The 24,397-nt window shown below is 39.5% G+C and carries 21 protein-coding genes and 1 pseudogene; 18 read left to right on the forward strand and 4 right to left on the reverse strand.

The window, feature by feature from the left end:
* Positions 1-5: 5 nt before the first annotated feature.
* The 5 genes from RWP09_RS04910 to ezrA all read left to right on the forward strand — a co-directional run bounded on the left by RWP09_RS04910 (position 6) and on the right by ezrA (position 6,213).
* On the forward strand, positions 6-1,229 hold the full coding sequence (locus RWP09_RS04910; protein ID WP_033684954.1) for an FtsW/RodA/SpoVE family cell cycle protein: 1,224 nt from the start codon (positions 6-8) through the stop codon (positions 1,227-1,229).
* Between the two features lie 10 nt (positions 1,230-1,239).
* Positions 1,240-1,794, forward strand: coding sequence for a DJ-1 family glyoxalase III (locus RWP09_RS04915; protein ID WP_314434613.1), 555 nt, complete (start codon positions 1,240-1,242; stop codon positions 1,792-1,794).
* 85 nt (positions 1,795-1,879) lie between these two features.
* Complete coding sequence (locus tag RWP09_RS04920) at positions 1,880-2,443, forward strand: HAD family hydrolase (RefSeq protein ID WP_314434842.1); 564 nt, start codon at positions 1,880-1,882, stop codon at positions 2,441-2,443.
* A gap of 14 nt (positions 2,444-2,457) precedes the next feature.
* On the forward strand, positions 2,458-4,404 hold the full coding sequence (gene gyrB / locus RWP09_RS04925) for a DNA topoisomerase (ATP-hydrolyzing) subunit B (protein WP_314434617.1): 1,947 nt from the start codon (positions 2,458-2,460) through the stop codon (positions 4,402-4,404).
* A gap of 81 nt (positions 4,405-4,485) precedes the next feature.
* Entirely contained in the window at positions 4,486-6,213 is a 1,728-nt protein-coding gene (ezrA, locus tag RWP09_RS04930) for a septation ring formation regulator EzrA (RefSeq protein ID WP_314434620.1), read from the forward strand.
* Between the two features lie 275 nt (positions 6,214-6,488).
* Here ezrA and RWP09_RS04935 read toward each other — a convergent pair whose 3' ends face one another.
* The 4 genes from RWP09_RS04935 to RWP09_RS04950 all read right to left on the reverse strand — a co-directional run bounded on the left by RWP09_RS04935 (position 6,489) and on the right by RWP09_RS04950 (position 10,152).
* Positions 6,489-6,788, reverse strand: a complete 300-nt coding sequence (locus RWP09_RS04935) for a DUF1827 family protein (protein WP_000767198.1) — start codon at positions 6,786-6,788, stop codon at positions 6,489-6,491.
* A gap of 58 nt (positions 6,789-6,846) precedes the next feature.
* Positions 6,847-7,299, reverse strand: a complete 453-nt coding sequence (locus RWP09_RS04940; RefSeq protein ID WP_314434624.1) for an NUDIX hydrolase — start codon at positions 7,297-7,299, stop codon at positions 6,847-6,849.
* Positions 7,300-7,428: 129 nt separating this feature from the next.
* The gene (locus tag RWP09_RS04945; RefSeq protein ID WP_314434627.1) at positions 7,429-9,687 is read right to left on the reverse strand and encodes an ATP-dependent Clp protease ATP-binding subunit; all 2,259 of its coding nucleotides are present in this window, start codon (positions 9,685-9,687) and stop codon (positions 7,429-7,431) included.
* A 234-nt stretch (positions 9,688-9,921) separates the two neighbouring features.
* The gene (locus tag RWP09_RS04950; protein ID WP_000443570.1) at positions 9,922-10,152 is read right to left on the reverse strand and encodes a DUF1797 family protein; all 231 of its coding nucleotides are present in this window, start codon (positions 10,150-10,152) and stop codon (positions 9,922-9,924) included.
* A 190-nt stretch (positions 10,153-10,342) separates the two neighbouring features.
* On the opposite strand from RWP09_RS04950, the gene RWP09_RS04955 reads away from it, so the two are divergent.
* The 13 genes and pseudogenes from RWP09_RS04955 to RWP09_RS05015 all read left to right on the forward strand — a co-directional run bounded on the left by RWP09_RS04955 (position 10,343) and on the right by RWP09_RS05015 (position 24,341).
* Positions 10,343-11,026 carry an amino acid ABC transporter permease gene (locus RWP09_RS04955; protein WP_033676806.1) on the forward strand — a complete coding sequence of 228 codons (684 nt, stop codon included), beginning with the start codon at positions 10,343-10,345 and terminating at the stop codon, positions 11,024-11,026.
* Positions 11,026-11,760: an amino acid ABC transporter ATP-binding protein gene (locus RWP09_RS04960; protein ID WP_101782174.1), complete on the forward strand. Its 735-nt coding sequence runs from the start codon at positions 11,026-11,028 to the stop codon at positions 11,758-11,760. The genes RWP09_RS04955 and RWP09_RS04960 overlap by 1 nt, the downstream gene beginning before the upstream one ends.
* Positions 11,761-11,913: 153 nt before the next feature.
* A complete protein-coding gene (locus RWP09_RS04965; RefSeq protein WP_314434635.1) occupies positions 11,914-12,771 on the forward strand; it encodes a bifunctional methylenetetrahydrofolate dehydrogenase/methenyltetrahydrofolate cyclohydrolase in 858 nt (285 codons plus the stop codon).
* 4 nt (positions 12,772-12,775) lie between these two features.
* On the forward strand, positions 12,776-13,549 hold the full coding sequence (locus tag RWP09_RS04970) for an HAD hydrolase family protein (protein ID WP_314434638.1): 774 nt from the start codon (positions 12,776-12,778) through the stop codon (positions 13,547-13,549).
* Positions 13,550-13,607: 58 nt separating this feature from the next.
* The gene (locus RWP09_RS04975; protein WP_314434642.1) at positions 13,608-14,450 is read left to right on the forward strand and encodes an NAD(P)H-hydrate dehydratase; all 843 of its coding nucleotides are present in this window, start codon (positions 13,608-13,610) and stop codon (positions 14,448-14,450) included.
* Between the two features lie 747 nt (positions 14,451-15,197).
* The gene (gene rpiA / locus RWP09_RS04980; RefSeq protein ID WP_314434645.1) at positions 15,198-15,881 is read left to right on the forward strand and encodes a ribose-5-phosphate isomerase RpiA; all 684 of its coding nucleotides are present in this window, start codon (positions 15,198-15,200) and stop codon (positions 15,879-15,881) included.
* A gap of 23 nt (positions 15,882-15,904) precedes the next feature.
* A complete protein-coding gene (locus RWP09_RS04985) occupies positions 15,905-17,116 on the forward strand; it encodes a phosphopentomutase (RefSeq protein ID WP_314434648.1) in 1,212 nt (403 codons plus the stop codon).
* Between the two features lies 1 nt (position 17,117).
* Positions 17,118-17,679, forward strand: a pseudogene (locus tag RWP09_RS04990) (DUF1697 domain-containing protein).
* The gene (locus RWP09_RS04995) at positions 17,676-18,485 is read left to right on the forward strand and encodes a purine-nucleoside phosphorylase (RefSeq protein WP_314434651.1); all 810 of its coding nucleotides are present in this window, start codon (positions 17,676-17,678) and stop codon (positions 18,483-18,485) included. The pseudogene RWP09_RS04990 and the gene RWP09_RS04995 overlap by 4 nt, the downstream one beginning before the upstream one ends.
* 232 nt (positions 18,486-18,717) lie before the next feature.
* Positions 18,718-21,447 (forward strand): thiol-activated cytolysin C-terminal domain-containing protein, encoded by a 2,730-nt coding sequence (locus tag RWP09_RS05000; RefSeq protein WP_314434654.1) that lies wholly within the window; start codon positions 18,718-18,720, stop codon positions 21,445-21,447.
* 174 nt (positions 21,448-21,621) lie between these two features.
* Positions 21,622-22,332, forward strand: coding sequence for a type 1 glutamine amidotransferase (locus RWP09_RS05005; RefSeq protein WP_314434657.1), 711 nt, complete (start codon positions 21,622-21,624; stop codon positions 22,330-22,332).
* 337 nt (positions 22,333-22,669) lie between these two features.
* Positions 22,670-23,380, forward strand: coding sequence for a purine-nucleoside phosphorylase (gene deoD, locus RWP09_RS05010; protein WP_000022096.1), 711 nt, complete (start codon positions 22,670-22,672; stop codon positions 23,378-23,380).
* Positions 23,381-23,609: 229 nt separating this feature from the next.
* Positions 23,610-24,341: an NAD-dependent protein deacylase gene (locus RWP09_RS05015; RefSeq protein ID WP_314434660.1), complete on the forward strand. Its 732-nt coding sequence runs from the start codon at positions 23,610-23,612 to the stop codon at positions 24,339-24,341.
* Positions 24,342-24,397 lie beyond the last annotated feature (56 nt).

Consider the following 24,397-nt stretch of genomic DNA (forward strand, 5'->3'; position numbering starts at 1 on the left):
TGTATATGAAACGTTCTCTCGACTCTAGAGTCGATTATAGTTTGCTATTACCAGTATTTTTTCTACTGGTTATTGGCGTGGTGGCTATCTATATAGCTGTTAGTCATGATTATCCAAACAATATTCTGCCCATTTTAGGGCAGCAGGTCGCCTGGATTGCCTTGGGGCTTGTGATTGGTTTTGTGGTCATGCTCTTTAATACAGAATTTCTTTGGAAAGTGACCCCCTTTCTGTATATTTTAGGCTTGGGACTCATGGTTCTGCCGATTGTCTTTTATAATCCAAGCCTAGTTGCATCAACGGGTGCCAAAAACTGGGTATCGGTAAATGGTGTTACCTTGTTCCAGCCGTCAGAATTTATGAAGATATCCTATATCCTCATGTTGGCTCGTGTCATTGTCCAGTTTACCAAAAAACATAAGGAATGGAGACGCACAGTTCCGCTGGACTTCTTATTGATCTTCTGGATGATTCTCTTTACCATTCCAGTCCTAGTTCTTTTGGCACTTCAAAGTGACTTGGGGACGGCTTTGGTTTTTGTAGCCATTTTCTCAGGAATCGTCTTGTTATCAGGAGTTTCTTGGAAAATTATTATCCCAGTATTTGTGACTGCGGTAACAGGTATTGCTGGCTTCTTAGCTATTTTTATCAGCAAGGACGGAAGGGCTTTTCTTCATCAATTAGGAATGCCGACTTACCAAATCAATCGTATCTTGGCTTGGCTCAATCCTTTTGACTTTGCCCAAACAACCACTTACCAGCAGGCTCAAGGACAAATTGCTATTGGCAGTGGTGGCCTATTTGGTCAGGGATTTAATGCTTCGAATCTGCTTATTCCAGTTCGCGAGTCGGATATGATTTTCACGGTTATCGCAGAAGATTTTGGCTTCATTGGCTCAGTCCTTGTCATTGCTCTCTATCTCATGCTCATTTACCGTATGTTGAAGATTACTCTCAAATCAAATAACCAGTTCTACACCTATATTTCCACTGGTTTGATTATGATGTTGCTCTTCCACATCTTTGAAAATATCGGTGCTGTGACGGGCTTGCTTCCTTTGACTGGGATTCCTCTGCCTTTCATTTCACAAGGAGGATCAGCTATTATTAGTAATCTGATTGGTGTTGGCTTGCTTTTATCGATGAGTTACCAGACTAATCTAGCTGAAGAAAAGAGTGGAAAAGTCCCATTCAAACGGAAAAAGGTTGTATTAAAACGAATCAAATAAGGAGAAAATCATGGTTAAAGTAGCAGTAATGTTAGCTCAGGGCTTTGAAGAAATTGAAGCTTTGACAGTTGTAGATGTCTTGCGTCGAGCAAATATCACTTGTGATATGGTAGGATTTGAGGAGCAAGTAACAGGTTCGCATGCAATCCAAGTAAGTGCAGATCGTGTTTTTGATGGTGATTTATCAGACTATGACATGATTGTTCTTCCTGGCGGAATGCCTGGTTCTGCACATTTGCGCGATAATCAGGCCCTAATTCAAGAATTGCAAAGCTTCGAACAAGACGGAAAAAAATTAGCAGCCATTTGTGCGGCGCCAATTGCGCTCAATCAAGCAGGGCTATTGAAAAACAAGGAATACACTTGTTATGACGGCGTTCAAGAGCAAATCCTTGATGCTCACTACGTCAAGGAAACAGTAGTGGTAGATGGTCATTTGACAACCAGTCGAGGCCCGTCAACAGCCCTTGCCTTTGCCTACGAGTTGGTGGAGCAATTAGGAGGAGACGCAGAGACTTTACGAGCAGGAATGCTCTATCGAGATGTCTTTGGTAAAAATCAGTAAAACGGGAGTAAAACTCTCGTTTTTTTACTTGGAAAAATCTAGGAAATCATCGCTTTTTTAAGGAAAAAATGGTATAATGAAAGCTATGAAATATCACGATTACATCTGGGATTTAGGTGGGACTTTACTGGATAATTATGAAACTTCAACAGCTGCATTTGTTGAAACTTTAGCGCTGTATGGTATCACACAAGACCACGACAGTGTCTATAAGGCTTTAAAGGTTTCTACTGATTTTGCGATTGAGACATTCGCTCCCAACTTAGAGCATTTTTTAGAAAAGTACAAGGAAAATGAAGCCAGAGAGCTGCAACACCCGATTTTATTTGATGGAGTTTCTGATTTATTGGAAGACATTTCAAATCAAGGAGGGCGTCATTTTCTGGTCTCTCACCGAAATAATCAAGTCTTGGAAATTTTAGAAAAAACCTCTATAGCAGCTTATTTTACAGAAGTGGTGACTTCTAACTCAGGCTTTAAGAGAAAACCAGATCCTGAGTCCATGATGTATTTAAGAGAAAAGTATCAGATTAGCTCTGGCCTTGTCATTGGTGATCGACCGATTGATATTGAAGCAGGGCAAGCTGCTGGACTCGATACCCACTTGTTTACCAGTATCGTGAATTTAAGACAAGTATTAGACATGTAAGAAAAAGGAATAAGATGACAGAAGAAATCAAAAATCTGCAGGCACAGGATTATGATGCCAGTCAAATTCAAGTTTTAGAGGGCTTAGAGGCTGTACGTATGCGTCCAGGGATGTATATCGGATCAACCTCAAAAGAAGGTCTTCACCATCTAGTCTGGGAAATTGTTGATAACTCAATCGACGAGGCCTTGGCAGGATTTGCCAACCATATTCAAGTATTCATTGAGCCAGATAATTCGATCACTGTTGTCGATGATGGGCGTGGTATCCCAGTCGATATTCAGGAAAAAACAGGCCGACCTGCCGTTGAGACTGTCTTTACTGTTCTTCACGCTGGAGGTAAATTTGGCGGTGGCGGTTATAAGGTCTCAGGTGGTCTTCACGGAGTAGGGTCATCAGTAGTTAATGCTCTTTCCACTCAATTAGACGTTCATGTCCACAAAAACGGAAAGATTCATTACCAAGAATACCGTCGTGGTCATGTCGTCGCAGACCTTGAGGTAGTCGGAGATACAGATAGAACTGGAACAACGGTTCACTTCACACCAGACCCAGAAATCTTTACGGAAACAACAACCTTTGATTTTGATAAATTAAATAAACGGATTCAAGAGTTAGCCTTTCTAAATCGCGGTCTTCAAATCTCTATCACAGATAAGCGTGAAGGTTTGGAACAAACCAAGCACTACCATTATGAAGGTGGGATTGCTAGTTACGTTGAATATATCAATGAGAACAAGGATGTGATCTTTGACACACCAATCTACACAGATGGTGAAATGGATGATATCACAGTGGAAGTAGCCATGCAGTACACAATGGGTTACCATGAAAACGTCATGAGTTTCGCCAACAATATTCATACCCATGAAGGTGGAACGCATGAACAAGGTTTCCGTACAGCACTGACTCGTGTTATCAACGATTATGCTCGGAAGAATAAGTTACTGAAAGACAATGAAGACAATCTGACAGGGGAAGATGTTCGTGAAGGATTAACTGCAGTTATCTCAGTTAAACACCCAAATCCACAGTTTGAAGGACAAACTAAGACTAAACTGGGGAATAGTGAAGTGGTCAAGATTACCAATCGCCTCTTCAGCGATGCCTTTTCTGATTTCCTCATGGAGAATCCACAGATTGCTAAACGTATCGTGGAAAAAGGGATTTTGGCTGCCAAAGCTCGTGTGGCTGCCAAGCGTGCGCGTGAAGTCACTCGTAAAAAATCTGGTTTAGAAATTTCTAACCTTCCAGGAAAACTGGCGGACTGTTCTTCTAACAATCCTGCAGAAACAGAACTCTTCATCGTCGAAGGAGACTCAGCTGGTGGATCAGCTAAATCTGGTCGTAACCGTGAGTTCCAGGCTATCCTTCCAATTCGCGGTAAGATTTTGAACGTTGAAAAAGCTAGTATGGATAAGATTCTAGCTAACGAAGAAATTCGTAGTCTTTTCACAGCGATGGGAACAGGATTTGGTGCAGAATTTGATGTTTCAAAAGCTCGTTACCAAAAACTTGTTTTGATGACCGATGCCGATGTCGATGGAGCTCACATTCGTACCCTTCTTTTAACCTTGATTTATCGTTATATGAAACCAATTCTAGAAGCTGGTTATGTTTATATTGCTCAACCACCAATCTATGGTGTCAAAGTTGGAAGTGAGATTAAAGAATATATCCAACCAGGAGCAGATCAAGAAATCAAACTCCAAGAAGCTTTAGCCCGTTATAGTGAAGGTCGTACCAAACCGACTATTCAGCGTTATAAGGGGCTAGGTGAAATGGATGATCATCAGTTATGGGAAACAACCATGGATCCGGAACATCGCTTGATGGCCAGAGTTTCTGTGGATGATGCTGCAGAAGCAGATAAAATCTTTGATATGTTGATGGGGGATCGAGTAGAGCCACGTCGTGAGTTTATCGAAGAAAATGCTGTCTATAGTACACTTGATGTCTAAAAAATCGGGAGAAGTAGTTCCCTTGGTCTAAAAAATATGATATAATCATTACGATTGTTTCAAGTAAAAAAGGAGTTTAATATGTCTGCTAGACTAGTAATTTATTTAACAATTGCAGTTGTAGTTTTATTGGTCATTGTCTATGCTATCGCAATCTATGTAAGAAAGCGCAATGAAAGTAAATTAGCAATTTTAGAAGAGAAAAAAGAAGAGCTGTACAATCTTCCAGTTAATGATGAAGTTGAAGCTGTAAAAAATATGCACTTGATTGGACAAAGTCAGGTGACTTTCCGTGAATGGAATCAAAAATGGGTTGATCTATCTCTTAATTCTTTTGCCGATATCGAAAATAATCTTTTCGAAGCAGAAGGTTATAACAACTCATTCCGTTTTTTCAAAGCTAGTCATCAAATTGATCAAATCGAGAGCCAAATTACCTTGATTGAAGAAGATATTGCAGCAATTCGTAATGCCTTGGCAGATTTGGAGAAACAAGAGTCTAAAAATAGTGGCCGTGTTCTGCATACCTTGGACTTGTTTGAAGAGTTACAACACCGAGTTGCTGATCATTCTGAAGAATATGGACAAGGTTTGTCTGAAATCGAAAAACAATTGGAAAATATCCAATCAGAGTTTTCTCAGTTTGTAACTTTAAATTCGTCTGGTGATCCAGTAGAAGCTGCTGTGATTCTTGATAATGCTGAAAATCATATCTTGGCTTTGACACATATTGTTGATCGTATACCAGCAGTTGTAACAACATTATCTAAAGAGCTACCTGATCAGCTAGAAGATTTGGAGGATGGTTACCGTAAGCTTTTAGATGCTAATTATCATTTTGCTGAAACGGATATTGAAGCGCGTTTCCAACTGCTTTATGAAGCTCTCAAGAAAAATCATGAGAATATTGCGCAATTAGAATTGGATAATGCAGAGTACGAAAATACTCAAATCCAAGAAGAGATTAATGCACTTTATGATATTTTTACACGAGAAATTGCTGCACAGAAAGTGGTAGAAGGTTTAGTAGCAACACTTCCTACTTATCTTCAACATATGAAAGATAGTAATACTGTTTTAGTGGACGATATTCAACGATTAAGTCAGAATTATCTACTTTCTGAAATAGATGTTAGTCATGTTCATAGATTGCAAGCTGAATTAGACTCTTTGGAAGAATCTGTATTAGCATTAACTTCTGAACAAGAGGAATATTCTGAGCCATATTCATTACTCGAAGAACGTTTGGAAAACTTACAAGCAACTTTGAAAGAAATTGAGGATGAGCAAGTTGAACTTAGTCAACGTCTTGCTCAGATTGAAAAAGATGATATCAATGCTCGCCAGAAAGCAAATGTTTATGTTAATCGTCTTCATACAATTAAGAGATATATGGAAAAACGCAATCTTCCAGGTATTCCTCAGAATTTCTTACAGTTGTTCTTTACAGCAAGTAACCATACAGAAGAGTTAATGGCTGAACTAGAAGAAGCTCAGGTCAATATCGAAGTTGTAAATCGTATGCTTGAGATTACAACAAATGATATGGAAGCACTTGAAGATGAAACTTATGATATTGTTAAATATGCAACCTTGACTGAACAATTACTACAGTATTCAAACCGTTACCGCTCATTTGATGAACGAATTCAAGAAGCCTTTAATGAATCATTAGAAATCTTTGAAAAAGAATTTGATTATCATGCTTCATTTGATAAGATTTCGCAAGCTTTGGAAGTCGCAGAGCCTGGTGTAACCAACCGTTTTGTTACTTCATATGAAAAGACACGTGAGACAATTCGTTTCTAACATAATAAAAAAGATTTGGTTTTGTGAGAAGCAGAACCAAATCTTTTTTATTGTCTATAAAATCTTCTATGATAAAATCTCATACTCTTCGAAAATCTCTTCAAACCACGTCAGCGTCGTCTTACCGTACTCAAGTACATCTTGCGGCTAGCTTCCTAGTTTGTTCTTTGATTTTCATTGAGTATCGAGATAAAAAATTGGAGACGATTTAAAAAGCAAAACAAACCTAATTTTGTTCCATAAGGTTCAAAACACTTTCTAATATCTCCAAGATTTTATTTGGTTGGAATCGAAATTCCAATTAATTTTTCTGAATAGAGGGTTTTGATATTGGCCTCATCAATAGAGTCCTTATCAATTTTACGTTTCAAGAAAAACTCTTGGATGGCTTCGATTTCAGTTTCTCGAATAGCACGGTGTTTGTTTGAGATGAGGATTTCATAGTGAAGCGGAGCTTGGGTAAAAATAACATCTGTATTTCCTGCAGAATAAACCTCAACAAGGGTTGCATCTGTACTTTCTAGCTGGCTTTTTACAAGTTGCGAGTGTGAGTTTGTCGTATTGATAAGCTTCATAGTATTTCCTCCGATTTTCTAATTCTATTATAGCACTTTTTGAATAAAGTAGTTTGATTTAGTCAACCTTATGCTGTTTTTTCCAAGATTGGATTGCCCATTTATGGCTACCACGTTTGAGATTTTCAATAGCCTCGTCAATAGGGAACCAAGAAATATGATTAAAATCTTCTAGTGGTTTTTGCACTTCTTTGAAAGAAGTCGCTTCATAGAGGTAGGCAGGATTGTAGTAGTAGGTGTCACGGTGACGAGAGTAGAAATATTCGTCAGCTTGTCCGTAATAGGCACCGATTTCAGCTGTAAAGCCAAGTTCTTCAATCAATTCACGCTTTAGGGCTTCTTGATGATTTTCACCTGCTTCAATTTCACCACCTGGTAAGAACCAAGCACCATTGGGTGCTTGAACAAGAACAATTTGTTTTCGCTCAGCATCAGGGATAACAGCATATACGCCATAACGAGCAACATAGTCTGTATTCGCTTTTTTTTCTCCGAAAGTTGGGTTTGCCATTGCGTTTTCCTCATTATCTATTATCTTTATTATTATCTTAATGGACAAAGGCCTAGCTGTCAAGAATTTATAGTTATTTTAGTAAAAAAGAGCAGAAAATTTTCATTTTCTACTCCTTTTCTATAGAATTTATACTTCTCTTTCAGAAGTTTTTACTTCAGCTTTTTTGGCAGATTTAATCTGAATGTTTCCCTTGCTAGTCATCACTGCCTTTAGGTCTTTTTCGCTTGGATTTTCAAGGTAGTAATCAGTGATTGCGTCCTCAATATAGTCTTGAATAGTACGACGAAGTGGGCGTGCTCCCATTTTTGGATCATAACCGAGGTCGACTAATTTTTCCTTGACTTTGTCAGTTACATCTAAATGAATGTTGTTACTTGAAAGACGCTTGTTAACGTCTGCAAGCATAAGTTCGACAATCTGAAGGAGGTTGTCCTTGCTGAGAGCCTTAAATTCGATAATACCATCAAAACGGTTCATAAACTCTGGACTAAAGAAGTTGCCGAGTTCACCGAGGACGGAGTTAGTTCGTCCTTCTCTAGCAGCACCAAATCCAACGCTGGCTTCGGCCTTTCCAGTCCCAGCATTTGAAGTCATGATAATAATGGCATCCTTGAAGCTGACGGTACGTCCTTGACCATCTGTCAAACGGCCATCGTCCAAGACTTGAAGGAACATATGCATGACATCTGGATGGGCTTTCTCTACTTCGTCCAAGAGAATAAGAGAATATGGATTGCGGCGAACTTTTTCAGTTAATTGCCCAGCCTCATCGTAGCCGACATAACCTGGAGGGGCGCCGACCAACTTAGCCACACTGTGTTTTTCCATATATTCACTCATATCGAAGCGAATCATACTGTCAGCAGAACCAAAGAGTTCGATAGCTAGTTGTTTGGAAAGTTCTGTCTTACCGACACCAGTTGGTCCGACAAAGAGGAAGCTTCCAATTGGACGGTTAGGCGTACCGAGACCGACACGATTTCGGCGAATAGCCTTGGCGATCTTATTGACTGCATCATCTTGTCCAATAACATGAGACTTGAGATCTTCGGCTAGATGGATGAGTTGAGATTGTTCTTTCTCTTTTAAATCACCAACAGGGATATTTGTTTTCTGCTCGATAATGTGCTCAATAGTTTTCTCACTGATGATAGGAGTGTCCTGATCTGTGACCTTTTTCTTTTGCATTTCCTTATACTTGGCAATCTGGTCGCGAAAGTAAGCTGCTTTTTCAAAGTCTTCGTCACGGGTTGCCTGAGCCTTGAGATTTTCGGCCTCAATCAGACGTTGGTCAATGACCTTAGGATCGACAAAATTCAAGGTCAAGTTCATCTTTGAACCAGCTTCATCTAGGAGGTCAATGGCCTTGTCAGGCAAGAAGCGATCTTGGATGTAGCGATTGGACAGAGTTGCAGCTGCTTCAATCGCAGCATCGGTATATTGAACGTGGTGGTAGTCTTCGTATTTTTTTTGAATCCCTTTGAGGATAATAATCGTTTCTTCCACCGTTGGTTCATCAACCTTGACAGGCTGCATACGACGCTCTAGCGCAGCATCTTTTTCAATGATGCGGTACTCATTGAGAGTAGTAGCACCGACCAATTGCAGTTCTCCACGAGCAAGGGCGGGCTTGAGGATATTTCCTGCATCCATATTGCCATCGCCTGCAGAACCAGCACCAACAATTTCATGGATTTCATCGATAAAGAGGATGATATCCTCACGTTTGCGAATTTCTTCCATGAGTTTTTGCATGCGTTCTTCAAATTGTCCTCGAATACCCGTTCCTTGGACCAGGCTAACCACATCCAGGCGGATGACTTGTTTGCCTTGTAGTTTATGTGGAACGTCGCCATCAACGATTTTCTGAGCTAGACCTTCGACAACGGCTGTTTTTCCGACACCTGGTTCACCGATAAGAACAGGATTATTCTTGGTTCTGCGATTGAGAATTTCGATGACACGGATAATCTCATCATCGCGTCCAATAACGGGATCTATGTCTCCACGACGGGCAATTTCAGTTACGTTGATACCAAATTCTTCCAGCAGGCCTTTTTCTTGGCTTGGAGGCGGAGTTTGAGCAGATCCACGATTTTGGGAACCATAACCGCCGTTTCCACCGTAACCTCCACCTGATTGGGTTGGGGGAATAGGAGGAGTATTGCTAGAAGGTCTAAAATTGTTTAGGTCATTGAAGAAATCACCAAAGGGATCAAAGTCACGATTATTCAGATCCGTCATACCTTTAAAGAGGCTATTGTTAGGATCTGTCTTGATAATCTTATAGCAGTTTTGACAGAGGTCAATTTGTTTTTGCTTTCCATTGAGATTGGTATAAAGATGAATTGTTGAGTCATTGATTTTACAGTTTTGACAAAGCATACATCTACCTCATTTCTTTCTTTCTTTAGCCTGACCTATCCAAAGGTCAATAATAGTCAAATTTCTATACTCTCATTATAACAGGATTGGGATGTAAAGCAAGTAAAAAGATTGCAGATTTAAGAAGTCGTTACAATGAAAATCTTCGTGGATTTGGACTATAAAAAAATCCTATTTGTGAGACAAAAAGGATTTTGGTTAGACATGCAGGGTGTAATCCCAGCTTGTTTTGTATTAGTAAAGGAGTTCGTAAATCTCCATTGCAATCAAGTCAATGCTATCAAACGTATAAGTTTCGCGAGCTTCGACATCACGAAGGGTAAAGATTGAGCCGTTTTCTTCGTCGTGGCTGTATGCAACTTCTGCAACAACAACTCCCTCGCGTTCAAAATTACGTTTTAAATTTCCGCCGTCTTTTGCCATTGCTTCAAGGCGGTTGATAATTCTAACCAAATGTGATTCCATTTTGATTCTCCTTCATTTCTTATCGTTACTATTTTACCATAAAGGAGGCCAACTTGCCTAGAAAAAACTAAGATTTCTCGCTAATTCTACCAGCTTAAAGTTTTTTTGAATAAATTAGACAAAAGATTTGAATTTTAATTCAATTCATGTTATAATCATACAGTATTCTATTTTAGAAAGCAGTGTGACTATGAATTTTTCTTTTTTACCTAAGTATTTACCTTATTTTAACTATGGGGCTATCGTGACGGTTCTCATTTCTATCTGTGTTGTCTTTTTGGGAACTATTTTGGGTGTTGTCTTGGCTTTTGGGCAACGTTCAAAGTTTAAACCGCTTGTTTGGCTGGCCAACTTGTACGTTTGGATTTTCCGTGGGACACCGATGATGGTTCAGATTATGATTGCCTTTGCCCTTATGCACATCAATGCTCCGACTATTCAGGTTGGAATTTTAGGTGTTGATCTTTCTCGTCTGATTCCAGGGATTTTGATTATCTCTATGAACAGTGGTGCTTATGTTTCTGAGACTGTTCGTGCAGGAATAAATGCGGTTCCTAAGGGGCAGTTAGAGGCAGCTTATTCTTTAGGGATTCGTCCTAAAAATGCGATGCGCTATGTGATTTTGCCACAAGCAATCAAAAATATCTTGCCAGCATTGGGGAACGAATTTATTACCATTATCAAGGACAGCTCCCTCTTATCAGCTATCGGTGTTATGGAGTTGTGGAATGGGGCTACAACAGTTTCTACAACAACCTATCTACCTTTAACACCTCTTTTATTTGCAGCCTTTTATTACTTGATTATGACCTCTATTTTGACAGTAGCCTTGAAAGCTTTTGAAAAACGTATGGGACAAGGAGATAAGAAATAATGACAGAAACCTTGATAAAAATTGAAAATTTACATAAATCCTTTGGCAAGAATGAAGTATTGAAGGGCATCAACCTTGAGATTAAAAGAGGAGAAGTTGTCGTTATCATCGGTCCTTCAGGGAGCGGAAAATCTACCTTGCTTCGCTCTATGAATTTGTTGGAAGAAGCGACCAAGGGGAAGGTTATCTTTGAAGGAGTCGATATTACGGACAAGAAGAATGACCTGTTTGCCATGCGTGAGAAGATGGGGATGGTTTTCCAACAATTTAACCTCTTTCCTAATATGACTGTGATGGAAAATATCACCTTGTCTCCTATCAAGACCAAAGGTGAAAGTAAGGAAGTTGCTGAGAAGAGAGCCCAAGAGCTTTTAGAAAAAGTTGGTTTGCCAGATAAGGCAGACGCTTACCCACAGAGTTTGTCAGGTGGCCAGCAACAGCGGATTGCCATCGCGCGTGGGTTAGCTATGGAACCTGATGTTTTGCTCTTTGACGAGCCAACTTCAGCCCTGGACCCTGAAATGGTAGGTGAAGTGTTGGCTGTTATGCAAGACCTAGCCAAGTCAGGAATGACCATGGTTATCGTAACGCATGAGATGGGATTTGCTCGTGAGGTGGCAGACCGTGTCATCTTTATGGCAGACGGTGTGGTTGTTGAAGACGGAACACCTGAACAGATTTTTGAACAAACCCAAGAACAACGGACTAAAGACTTCTTGAGTAAGGTTTTATAATCTATTTTAAAATTTCAAGACAAGATTAGTGAAAAGCTCGACCCGAGCTTTTTCTTATAGTTTGAAACTATAGGGTTTCCTAGGAAAGAAGTGTTAGAGGGGACTAGCAGTTTTTGGTATAATGGAAGATATTTGAGAGAAAAGAGAAGTGATATGACACAGATTATTGATGGAAAGGCTCTAGCAGCGAAGTTACAAGGACAGCTGACTGAAAAGACTGAAATATTAAAGGAGGAAACGGGGCTAGTACCTGGTTTGGTAGTGATTTTGGTTGGGAACAACCCTGCCAGCCAAGTCTACGTTCGTAACAAGGAGAGGTCAGCCCTTGCGGCTGGATTCCGTAGTGAAGTTGTGCGAGTTCCAGATACCATTACTCAAGAGGAATTGTTAGACTTGATTGCCAAATACAATCAAGATTCAGCTTGGCATGGGATATTGGTCCAGTTGCCCTTACCAAAACACATTGATGAAGAGGCGGTTCTATTGGCCATTGACCCAGAGAAGGATGTGGATGGTTTCCATCCTCTAAATATGGGACGCCTTTGGTCTGGTCATCCAGTCATGATTCCTTCAACACCTGCAGGAATTATGGAAATATTTCATGAATATGGGATTGAACTAGAAGGTAAAAATGCGGTCGTCATCGGTCGTTCCAATATCGTTGGAAAACCCATGGCCCAGCTTCTGTTGGCCAAGAATGCAACAGTGACCTTGACCCATTCACGAACCCATAATCTTGCCAAGGTGGCTGCAAAAGCGGATATTCTTGTGGTCGCAATCGGTCGTTCCAAGTTTGTGACTGCTGACTTTGTCAAACCAGGTGCGGTAGTCATTGACGTTGGGATGAATCGTGATGAAAATGGCAAGCTTTGTGGGGATGTGGATTATGAGGCAGTTGCCCCACTTGCTAGCCATATTACGCCAGTTCCTGGAGGTGTCGGTCCTATGACCATTACTATGCTGATGGAGCAAACTTATCAAGCAGCACTCCGGACATTGGATAAGGACTAGGAAAATGAAATTCGTATTTGATTTGGATGGGACGTTGTCTTTTGACTATATGACCATAGATGAAGAGATTAGGCAGGTTCTTTTAAAGGCTGAAGATTATGGACATGAGGTTGTATTTGCCTCAGCACGCTCTTATCGGGATTGTTTGGGCTTATTAGGTTCCGAGCTTAGTCAGCGCTTGGTCATAGGTTTGAATGGTGGTGTAGCCTATTATCTGGGAAAAGCTATCTATGAAATGAATCTCGATGCTAGGATTTATCAGGCTCTAGTGGATTATTGCCAGACCTATAATCTTCCTTTCTTTGTAGATGATTGCTTTGACTATAGTGGTCAGATTCTAGAGAAGATTCCATTTATCTCCAGTGTGGATCCTCTAAAGGTAGCTCGTCATCAGAAGCTTGAGGACTTGGGCACTCCGATTAAGGTAGTTATTTATATGGGAGACCATGAGACTTTGCTTGATGAACTGCTTACTCAGTTAGAAAGATTGGGGCAGGCTCATCTGTCCTATCATGCTCATGAAAAGTGCCTTTATGTCAATCCTTTGGAGACTCATAAGGCGACAACTGTTGAAAAATTATGTGGAGAGAATGTTATTGCTTTTGGAAATGACCAAAACGACATTGAACTGTTTAAAAGGTCTCTTTATTCAGTTCAGATAGGAGATTTTTCTGGTCTTACTCCATATGCAGATGAAACGCTAAAGATAAAGGGAGCTCCTTCTCCGACAGTAGCAGCCAAAATCTCACAGACTTTTACGGAATTTAAGGGAAAATAGTAGAAAAGGAGGTTTGCGCCTCCTTTTTGTTGTATAATAAATGTGAGAGGAGAAAAGGATGAAAGTGATTGATCAAACCTTACTAGAAAAAGTCATTATTGAACGTTCTCGTACCAGTCATAAAGGAGACTATGGCCGTCTGCTGTTGCTTGGTGGGACTTATCCTTATGGTGGTGCTATCATCATGGCTGCTTTGGCAGCTGTTAAAAGTGGAGCTGGTTTGGTGACTGTTGGAACAGATAGAGAAAATATCCCAGCTTTGCACAGTCATTTACCTGAGGCTATGGCCTTTTTTCTTCAAGACCAGCAATTATTAAAAGAGCAATTGGAGAAGGCAGAAGTTATCTTACTGGGGCCTGGTTTACGAGACGATACTTTTGGAGAAGATTTAGTCAAAGAGGTCTATACTAGCTTAAGACAGAATCAGATTTTGATTGTAGACGGAGGTGCTTTGACTATTCTTGCTAGAACAAGCTTGTCATTTCCATCTAACCAGCTTATCCTAACTCCCCACCAAAAAGAATGGGAAAAGTTGTCTGGTATTGCTATTGAAAAGCAAAACGAAGATGCAACGGCTAGTGCCCTAACTTCCTTCCCTCAAGGAACAATTTTGGTAGAGAAAAGTTCAGCTACTCGTATTTGGCAAGCTGGCCAATCAGATTATTACCAGTTACAGGTTGGCGGTCCCTATCAGGCGACTGGGGGAATGGGAGATACACTTGCTGGGATGATTGCAGGATTTGCAGGCCAATTCCGACAGGTCAGTCTCTACGAGCGTGTGGCAGTAGCGACTCATCTTCATTCAGCTATTGCTCAAGAACTAGCACAAGAACATTATGTGGTCTTGCCGACGGAGATTAGTAATTATCTTCCAGAAGGAATGAAAAATGTCTCAAAATAGGCTGGGCTAGAATTTAATTTGAGTGGGAAATTTAGAAAAATTTTCTAAGATAAAACGCATAATATCAAGCTTTTATACCTGATAATATGCGTTTTTATAATTTTGAAATCTCTTTGATCTTTTATACTCATTTAAAATGATATTGTACCTTTTTGTTGACAATTTACTAAAAAATAGCAGATTGGAATAAGAACTAGATAAATCACTTGGGGTATTCAAATTAATTTTTAAAAATACTTTAGAAGTTAATTTGTACTACTCTAGCTTCAATTTACTATATCTTAGTTCAAGTAGACATCCTGCGAAAGGTTAATTGCTTTTGAAACCAATCATTTTCATAATCAGATTCATTCTCAATTCAAACCTTTTACTGCAACTTCGATAGATTATTGAAAAATTTTAAAGACCTTTAATTTGCCAAATATATTTTCTACCCTATTTATATCTCTATTTTATCACTTTTTGTATCGCAGGAAGTCAATTATGAGAAATTTGGGGAAAGACAGTTTAAATGGAAAAAAGAAACGGAAATAATTTTATAATAATGAATGTTCTTGTTTAATTGCTTTTTTTATTCATTTTATAAATTGTTAAAAATGATAATAAAGAATTTCTGAAATGAAAATATTTTCAATCTCATTTTCTTGTTTTAATGTTTCCGAAAATAGAATATTTGATGTTTCCAATTTTTGAATAATAAAGGTATACATGATATAATGAAAGTAGCTCTCTAATGGAGGTGTTTGAGTGGAAAATCTGAAAAAAATGGCAGGTATCAAGGCTGCTGAGTTTGTTACTGCTGGTATGGTAGTCGGACTTGGAACTGGCTCTACTGCCTATTATTTCGTGGAAGAAATCGGTCGTCGAATCAAGGAAGAAGGCTTGCAGATTACAGCTGTGACGACTTCTAGTGTGACCAGTAAACAGGCTGAAGGGCTTAACATACCGCTCAAGTCTATTGACCAAGTAGACTTTGTTGATGTGACGGTTGACGGAGCAGATGAAGTGGATAGTCAGTTTAACGGAATCAAAGGCGGTGGTGGTGCCCTTCTGATGGAGAAGGTTGTGGCAACGCCCTCAAAAGAATATATTTGGGTAGTGGATGAAAGCAAGCTAGTAGAGAAACTGGGTGCTTTTAAATTGCCTGTGGAAGTGGTTCAATATGGTGCAGAGCAGGTTTTTCGTCGTTTTGAACGAGCTGGCTACAAACCAAGCTTCCGTGAAAAAGAAGGCCAACGTTTTGTGACTGATATGCAGAACTTTATCATTGACCTTGCCTTGGATGTCATTGAAGATCCAATTGCCTTTGGGCAAGAATTGGACCATGTCGTTGGTGTTGTAGAGCACGGCTTATTCAACCAAATGGTGGATAAGGTCATCGTTGCTGGACGAGATGGAGTTCAGATTTTAACTTCAACAAAAGCAAGATAACTAAAATAATAAGGAGACACATTATGTCAAAATTTAATCGTATTCACTTGGTGGTATTGGATTCTGTAGGAATCGGTGCTGCACCAGATGCTAATAACTTTGTCAATGCAGGAGTTCCAGATGGAGCTTCTGACACACTGGGACACATTTCAAAAACAGTTGGTCTGAATGTGCCAAACATGGCTAAAATCGGTCTAGGAAATATTCCTCGAGAAACTCCTCTTAAGACTGTTCCAGCTGAAAGCAATCCAACAGGATATGCAACAAAATTGGAAGAAGTATCTCTTGGTAAGGATACCATGACTGGACACTGGGAAATCATGGGCCTTAACATTACAGAACCTTTCGATACTTTCTGGAACGGATTCCCAGAAGAAATCTTGACAAAAATCGAAGAATTCTCAGGACGCAAGGTTATTCGTGAAGCTAACAAACCTTACTCAGGAACAGCCGTTATCGATGATTTTGGACCACGCCAGATGGAAACTGGAGAGTTGATTATCTATACTTCAGCTGACCCTGTTTTGCAAATTGCTGCCCACGAAGACATCATTCCTTTGGATGAATTGTACCGTATCTGTGAATACGCTCGTTCGATCACCCTTGAGCGCCCAGCCCTTCTGGGACGTGTCATTGCTCGCCCTTATGTAGGTGAACCAGGTAACTTCACTCGTACAGCAAACCGTCGTGACTTGGCCGTTTCCCCATTTGCTCCAACTGTTCTCGATAAACTCAATGAAGCAGGTATCGATACTTATGCTGTTGGTAAAATCAACGATATCTTTAACGGTGCAGGAATCAATCATGACATGGGACACAACAAGTCAAATAGTCATGGAATTGATACACTATTGAAGACCATGGGACTTCCTGAATTTGAAAAAGGGTTCTCCTTCACAAACTTGGTAGACTTTGATGCCCTTTACGGCCACCGTCGCAATGCTCATGGTTACCGTGATTGCTTGCATGAGTTCGATGAACGCTTGCCTGAAATTATCGCAGCCATGAGAGAGAATGATCTTCTTTTGATTACTGCGGACCATGGAAATGACCCAACCTATGCAGGAACAGACCACACTCGTGAATATATCCCACTTTTGGCTTACAGTCCTGCCTTTAAAGGAAATGGTCTCATTCCTGTTGGACATTTTGCAGATATCTCAGCGACAGTTGCGGATAACTTTGGTGTGGAAACTGCCATGATTGGGGAAAGTTTCTTAGATAAATTGGTATAAGATGACGCGCTATGCTTTACTGGTAAGGGGCATTAATGTCGGTGGGAAGAATAAGGTTGTCATGGCGCAACTTCGTCAAGAACTGACAGAGTTGGGACTGGAAAAGGTTGAGACCTACATCAACAGTGGCAATATTTTCTTTACTTCGACAGACCCCAAAGAACGATTGGTTGAAAAGTTAGAGGCATTCTTTGAAATCCATTATCCATTTATTCAGAGCTTTTCCTTGCTGAGTCAGGAAGATTATGAAGCAGAGCTGGAAAATCTGCCAGATTGGTGGACCAAAGATTTGGCACGAAAAGATGTACTCTTCTACACGGAGAGCTTGGATGTGGATCAAGTGTTCGAGAAAGTGAACAGTTTGGAACTGGAAGATGAAGTCGTTCATTTTGGAAGACTTGGGATTTTCTGGGGGAAATTCTCTGAAGAATCATACTACGAAACAGCCTATCACAAATACTTACTCAAGATGCCTTTCTACCGCCAAATCACCATTCGCAATGCTAAAACTTTTGACAAAATCGGTCAAATGCTAAAAAACTAATAAAGGAGACACACAATGACATTTTTAGATAAAATCAATGAAACAGCTGCCTTCCTGAAAGACAAGGGAATCCAAGCACCTAAGTTCGGTCTAATCCTTGGATCAGGACTTGGAGAATTGGCAGAAGAAATCGAAAATCCAGTTGTAGTAGACTATGCAGATATTCCCAACTGGGGCCGTTCGACAGTAGTCGGTCACGCTGGTAAATTGGTATATGGAAAACTTGCAGGTCGCAAGGTCTTGGCTCTTCAAGGACGTTTCCATTTCTACGAAGGAAATCCTCTGGAAGTCGTGACTTTCCCAGTACGTGTCATGAAAGTTCTTGGATGTGAAGGTGTCATTGTAACCAATGCAGCTGGTGGTATTGGATTTGGTCCTGGTACCTTGATGACTATCTCAGACCATATCAATATGACGGGGCAGAACCCATTGATGGGTGAAAACTTGGATGAGTTTGGTCCACGTTTCCCAGATATGTCTAAGGCCTACACACCAGAATACCGTGCTACTGCCCATGAAGTGGCTAAAAAACTTGGTATCAAGCTTGATGAAGGTGTCTATATCGGTGTGACTGGTCCGACTTATGAAACACCAGCAGAAATTCGTGCCTATAAGACACTTGGAGCAGATGCAGTCGGTATGTCTACAGTTCCTGAAGTTATTGTGGCAGCCCACTCAGGTTTGAAAGTTCTGGGAATTTCATGTATCACTAACTTTGCAGCTGGTTTCCAAGAAGAACTCAACCACGAGGAAGTTGTAGAAGTGACTGAACGTGTTAAAGGTGACTTCAAAGGCTTGCTGAAAGCGATTCTTGCAGCACTATGAGAAAGAAAAATAAGTGTGAAAACATCTCTATAAATTGGAAGATGAATGAAACAATTAACTTCTATATAGAAGTATGATATAAAAATGAATGAGGTTTCTATACTTTTATAAATCTCATCAAATCCTTGCTAACCAAATATAAAAATGGAACTATGACGCTAAAGGAGATTAGCTGATTGGAGAATATTGTTGGTAAAGAGGGGGAAAAAATAAAAGAAAGATATATGAATAAATGAGAATTGATCAACGAATTATACGTTTTGGTATAAAAAAACTAAGTATCGGAGTTGTGTCTGTTGCAGTTGGTTTTGCTTTTTTAGCACCGACAGGAATTTCTGCCAACGAAGGAAGCCCAGTTGTGAAAAATGAGACTCCTCTAGTAATAAATGCAACGGATAGTTCCATAAAAGAAAGTACTGATAAAAAACAGGAAATATCTATTACAGAGGAGAAAGCTACAGCTCCTCAATCAACTTTAGAGTCAAAAGAAGTTGTTAAAAATCAGAAAGAAAAAGAAGGAGAAGGATTATATAAAAGAGAATCTGCTGTATCTCATGAGGAATTGAAGAAAGAGGAAATTCTAAAGGATGAGCCGAAAAATTCTCGTCCAGTAACAGAGGCAGACTTTGTCAAAATTTCTAAAGGTGAACTCCATGTAGAGAAGGATCTTGTCGATAATTCTTTATACGGTGGAAAATTTTTAGATCCTGATGGCGATGATGATCATGATGGAATAAAAAATAAGGATGAATTGTATATTTACAATAAAGATGGAAAAGACTATTTAGGTTACCATAGCCATCCATTACTAGCAGATAGTGATGGAGATGGATTAGCAGATGGGGAAGATGATAACAAGAAACAATGGTATGTCACAGATCGTGATTCCCTCCTTTTTATGGAGTTGGCTTATCGTGATGATGATTACATTGACAAAATTCTAGATCATAAAAATCCTTTTCCAAGTCTTTATCTTGATCGTCAAGAATATAAAATGATGCACAATGAACTGGCACCGTTTTGGAAGATGAAAAAGGCTTATCATACAGCAAGTGGATTGGATGCTTTCTTATTTGAGACCAAGAGCGATCTCCCTTATTTAAAAGACAATACTGTTCAAATGTTGGCTATACGTGGAACGCGAGTTAATGACGCCAAGGATTTAAGTACAGATTTGGTTTTATTTGGTGGAAATAAACCTGCACAAGCGGATGATATCCGTAATGTTGTAAAAGAACTGGCGCAGGATTCAAGTATCACCAATCTTTATATGACAGGTCATTCGCTAGGAGGCTACTTAGCTCAAATAGCAGCGGTTGAAGCTTATCAGAAATATCCTACTTTTTATAATAATGTTTTGAAAAAAGTTACGACATTTAGCGCTCCTAAAGTAATTACTTCTCGAACTGTTTGGAATGCTAAAAATGGTTTCTGGGATGTAGGGTTAGAAAGTCGTAAGTTAGCTCTATCTGGAAAAATAAAACATTATGTGGTCGATAATGATAATGTTGTGACATCCTTGATTCGTAATGATAATGATATTGTAACCTTTACAGGTAACTCTAGTTTCAAGCACCGTTCGCGTGGTTATTTTGAAAGTAGAATGAATGCTATCCCGAATTTTAATATTGGAAAACGTGATACGCTTGATAAACAGGGATATCGTGATCAAAAATTGGACAAAGTTTATTTCTTTAAGAAAAAGGAAGTTCCCCTCTTGTCTACTCAACCTAGTTCAGAATCATTTGAAAACATAGCTCTAGGAAAACGAGTAACTCAAAGTTCGACAGCTTTTGGAGGAGATGCTAGAAGAGCGGTTGATGGGAAATTAGATGGGAATTACGGACATAACTCTGTCACTCATACAGATTTTCAATCAAAACCTTGGTGGCAAGTTGATTTAGACAAGGAAGAAACGATTCGTCAAATCAATATTTATAATCGAACAGATACTGCTCAGGATAGACTTACCAATTTTAATGTGATTCTTTTAGATAGTTCTGGGAAAGAAATTGAAAGAAAGCGCATTGCATACTTGCGAGATAGTTCCGCTCAGATTTCAATTGATTATAAGAAAGCTCGTTTTGTACGCATTGAGTTAGATGGTTATAATGCTCTTAGTCTCGCAGAAGTCCAAGTATATCGTGCTGAGAATATCGCTTGGAAAAAACAAGCTAAGCAAAGTTCTACTGATTTTGGTGGAGATGCTAGTCGTGCCTTGGATGGCAACACCAATAGTAGTTATAGCCAGCAATCAATTACCCATACAAAATTTGAAAACCAGCCTTGGTGGGAAGTTGATTTAGGTCGTACAGAACAGGTAGGACTTGTTCGCCTTCATAATCGTGGGGATGGAGAACTTTCTAAACGTCTCTCAGACTTTGATGTGATTTTATATGATGAAAAAGGGACAGAAGTTGCTAGACAATATGTTTCTCGTTTAGAAGGAAGCAGTTTAGATCTCCAGTTGAATGGTAAATTAGGTCGCCGTGTTCGCATTCAATTGCGTCAAAAAAATCAAGCTCTCAGCCTTGCAGAAGTAGAGGTTTTTCGATTTGTAGCTAAAAATAATGCAACTACTCAAGCTTCTAAGCCTGTACAACTGTTAAACTACACTCCTGTAAAAGATAAAACCCTAACTATTCAACATAGTGGTGCTTATATTGCACGTTATTCAATATCGTGGGAAGAAGTTACAGTAGATAAAGATGGAAATTCAGTTGTCCGAAGTCGTTCTTGGGAAGGGAATGGGCGCAATCAGACCGCAGGATCTATCCTCAATCTCCCAATTAGGTCTAATATGCGCAATCTTCGAATTAAGATTGAGAAAAGAACTGGTCTTTTTTGGAATAGATGGCAAACAATCTATGATAACAGACCTCTCCTGGCCCAACCACATCGAAAAATCACTCACTGGGGTACGACTTTGAATTCCAAGGTGAGTGACGATGATGTCTTGTAATCTGACGATACAATGACAGTTATATTTGTCTAGTTTATAAGAAAGTACTAGCTGATTTTGAACAGAATTCAGGTAGCTTTCTATGAGAGAACAAAATTAAACAGAAAAGTAGAGCGTGTGTTTTGATTTGAATACGAGCGGAAAACTTTTCTAAAAACTTAGGAAGACAAACTAATGAAAGTGCATTTTATACTACATGAGAGTTTTGAAGTCCCAGGTGCTTATCTAACTTGGGCTCAATCAAGAGGTCATGATATCGAAATAACAAGGGTTTATAAGGGAGAAGCTTTACCCCAAACAGTTTCTGATATTGATTTTCTTATTATTATGGGAGGTCCGCAATCTCCTGATGAAGATAAAGAACATTTCCCTTATTATCATCCAAAAGAAGAAATTAGACTCATTCGACAAGCAATAGAAGAAGATAAATATATTGTAGGTGTATGCTTAGGAGCGCAACTACTTTCTGTTGCTTATGGGGGGCAATATGAGCATAGTCCCGAAAGAGAAATAGGTGTATTCCCTATTAGGATGACTAGTCAAGGACTAGCAGATAAACACCTCAAACATTTTGGTAGCGAGCTTTTAGTTGGTCACTGGCATGGTGATATGCCGGGCTTGACAGACGAAGCGGTAATCCTTGCTACCAGTCAAGGTTGTCCACGACAGATTGTTCGCTTTAGCCCTAAACATTATGCTTTCCAAGTACATTTAGAGTTTGATTTAGAAGCGATTGATTTATTGGTTGCTGCGGATAGTGAAGAACGATTGATAGAACAACATCAAACATTATCTTTTGTTCAATCACCTGAAGAATTGCGTGGTAACGATTATTCTGAAATGAATGCAAAATTGCATAATTTTTTAGATTCGCTTACAAATTAGAATTACAGGCAAACTAGATATTTTAATTTGTGCTAGTTTTTACAAAATATCAAAAATAAGAAAGGTAGAGCGTGTGTTTTGATTTGAACACGAGCGGAAAACTTGGAAAATAGATAATCTGACTGAGAAATCCTGATTTCTCGTCAGATTCCTAATTTTCAGTCGTTTTCTTGTCGCTCTCTAATCTTCATAAAATAAAGAAAGGATGGGTTAACTGTATTCATTGAACTGAATACGGACGGAGAACTGTGTAAAAAAGATAAACTTCCTAGCATCGTCGATGCTTCGTCAGTTTTCTATTTTTACTTTGTTCTCTGTCGCCCTTTATATCTTAACTATGTCTATCCATATTGCTGCTCAGCAGGGTGAAATTGCTGATAAAATTCTTCTTCCTGGGGATCCTCTTCGTGCGAAATTTATTGCGGAGAATTTTCTTGAAGATGCTGTTTGCTTTAACGAAGTTCGTAACATGTTTGGTTACACAGGTACTTACAAGGGTCACCGTGTATCTGTCATGGGAACTGGGATGGGAATGCCATCGATTTCGATTTATGCGCGTGAGTTGATTGTTGACTACGGTGTGAAAAAATTGATCCGTGTGGGAACTGCGGGTTCTTTGAATGAAGATGTCCACGTTCGTGAATTGGTTTTGGCGCAGGCGGCTGCAACTAACTCAAACATCGTCCGTAATGACTGGCCACAGTACGATTTTCCACAAATCGCTAGCTTTGATTTGCTAGATAAGGCTTACCATATCGCCAAAGAACTCGGTATGACAACCCATGTTGGGAACGTTTTGTCTTCTGATGTCTTTTATTCAAACTACTTTGAAAAGAACATCGAGCTTGGTAAATGGGGAGTCAAGGCTGTGGAAATGGAAGCAGCAGCCCTTTACTATCTGGCAGCCCAACACCATGTTGATGCGCTAGCTATTATGACTATCTCTGATAGCTTGGTCAATCCAGATGAAGATACAACTGCAGAAGAACGCCAAAATACCTTCACCGATATGATGAAGGTTGGATTAGAAACCTTAATTGCAGACTAAAGGCAGGCTATATTCAGAATGATTTCTCTTGTTTTCAAAATGATAATTATCAACAATGAATCAATCCTGAAATAGGTAAGAATAAGGAAATTGAAGGAAGCCTAATTGTGTCAAAGGACCGAGACTAGTCAGTTTAATATCTAAATCATAATCAAATAAAGTTGGAAGTCAAGTTGACAAGAAGTCAAGACTTTCAACTTTTTAACTTGAAAATTCCTAGGAGTACAAAATGGATAAGATTGAACAATTACAAGGTATTATTGATCAAAGTCAGAGAATTGTCTTTTTCGGTGGTGCAGGGGTTTCTACAGAGTCTAATATTCCAGATTTTCGTAGTTCAGATGGTATATATAGTCTGAAACTAGGTCGCCATTTTACTGCCGAGCAACTGGTTTCACGCACTATGTTTGAGCGCTATCCAGAGGATTTTTTTGATTTCTACAAAAAGTATCTGGTCTATCCTGATGCCAAGCCGAATGTAGCACATGATTATCTAGCGTCGTTGGAAAAAACAGGTAAATTAAAGGCGATTGTGACGCAAAATATCGATAGTCTCCATGAAATGGCAGGATCTCAGAAAATTTTGAAACTGCATGGTAGTGCAGATCGTAATTATTGTTTGGGCTGTCATCGCTTTTATGATTTGACTGCCTTTTTGGCACTTGAAGGTCCAGTTCCCTACTGCTTAGATTGTGGCAAGGTGGTCAAACCTGACGTAACCCTTTATGAGGAAGAGCTAGATATGGATGTATTTAGTCGCGCAGCCCAAGTCATTCAGCAAGCAGATTTGTTGATTATTGGTGGCACTTCCTTAGTTGTTTACCCTGCAGCTAGCCTAATCAATTATTTTTCAGGGGCAAATCTTGTCGTTATCAACAAGTCCAGCACTCCTCAAGACAGCCAAGCTGATTTAGTTATCGAAGGTAAGATTGGAGAAGTTTTTTCTAAATTGAGACAATAAAAAACTGAAAGAAGTAGGATTATACATCCTTCAGTTTTTTTGTATCACGAACTCAG

It is taken from the genome of uncultured Streptococcus sp., assembly GCF_963521255.1.
Taxonomy (GTDB): domain Bacteria; phylum Bacillota; class Bacilli; order Lactobacillales; family Streptococcaceae; genus Streptococcus.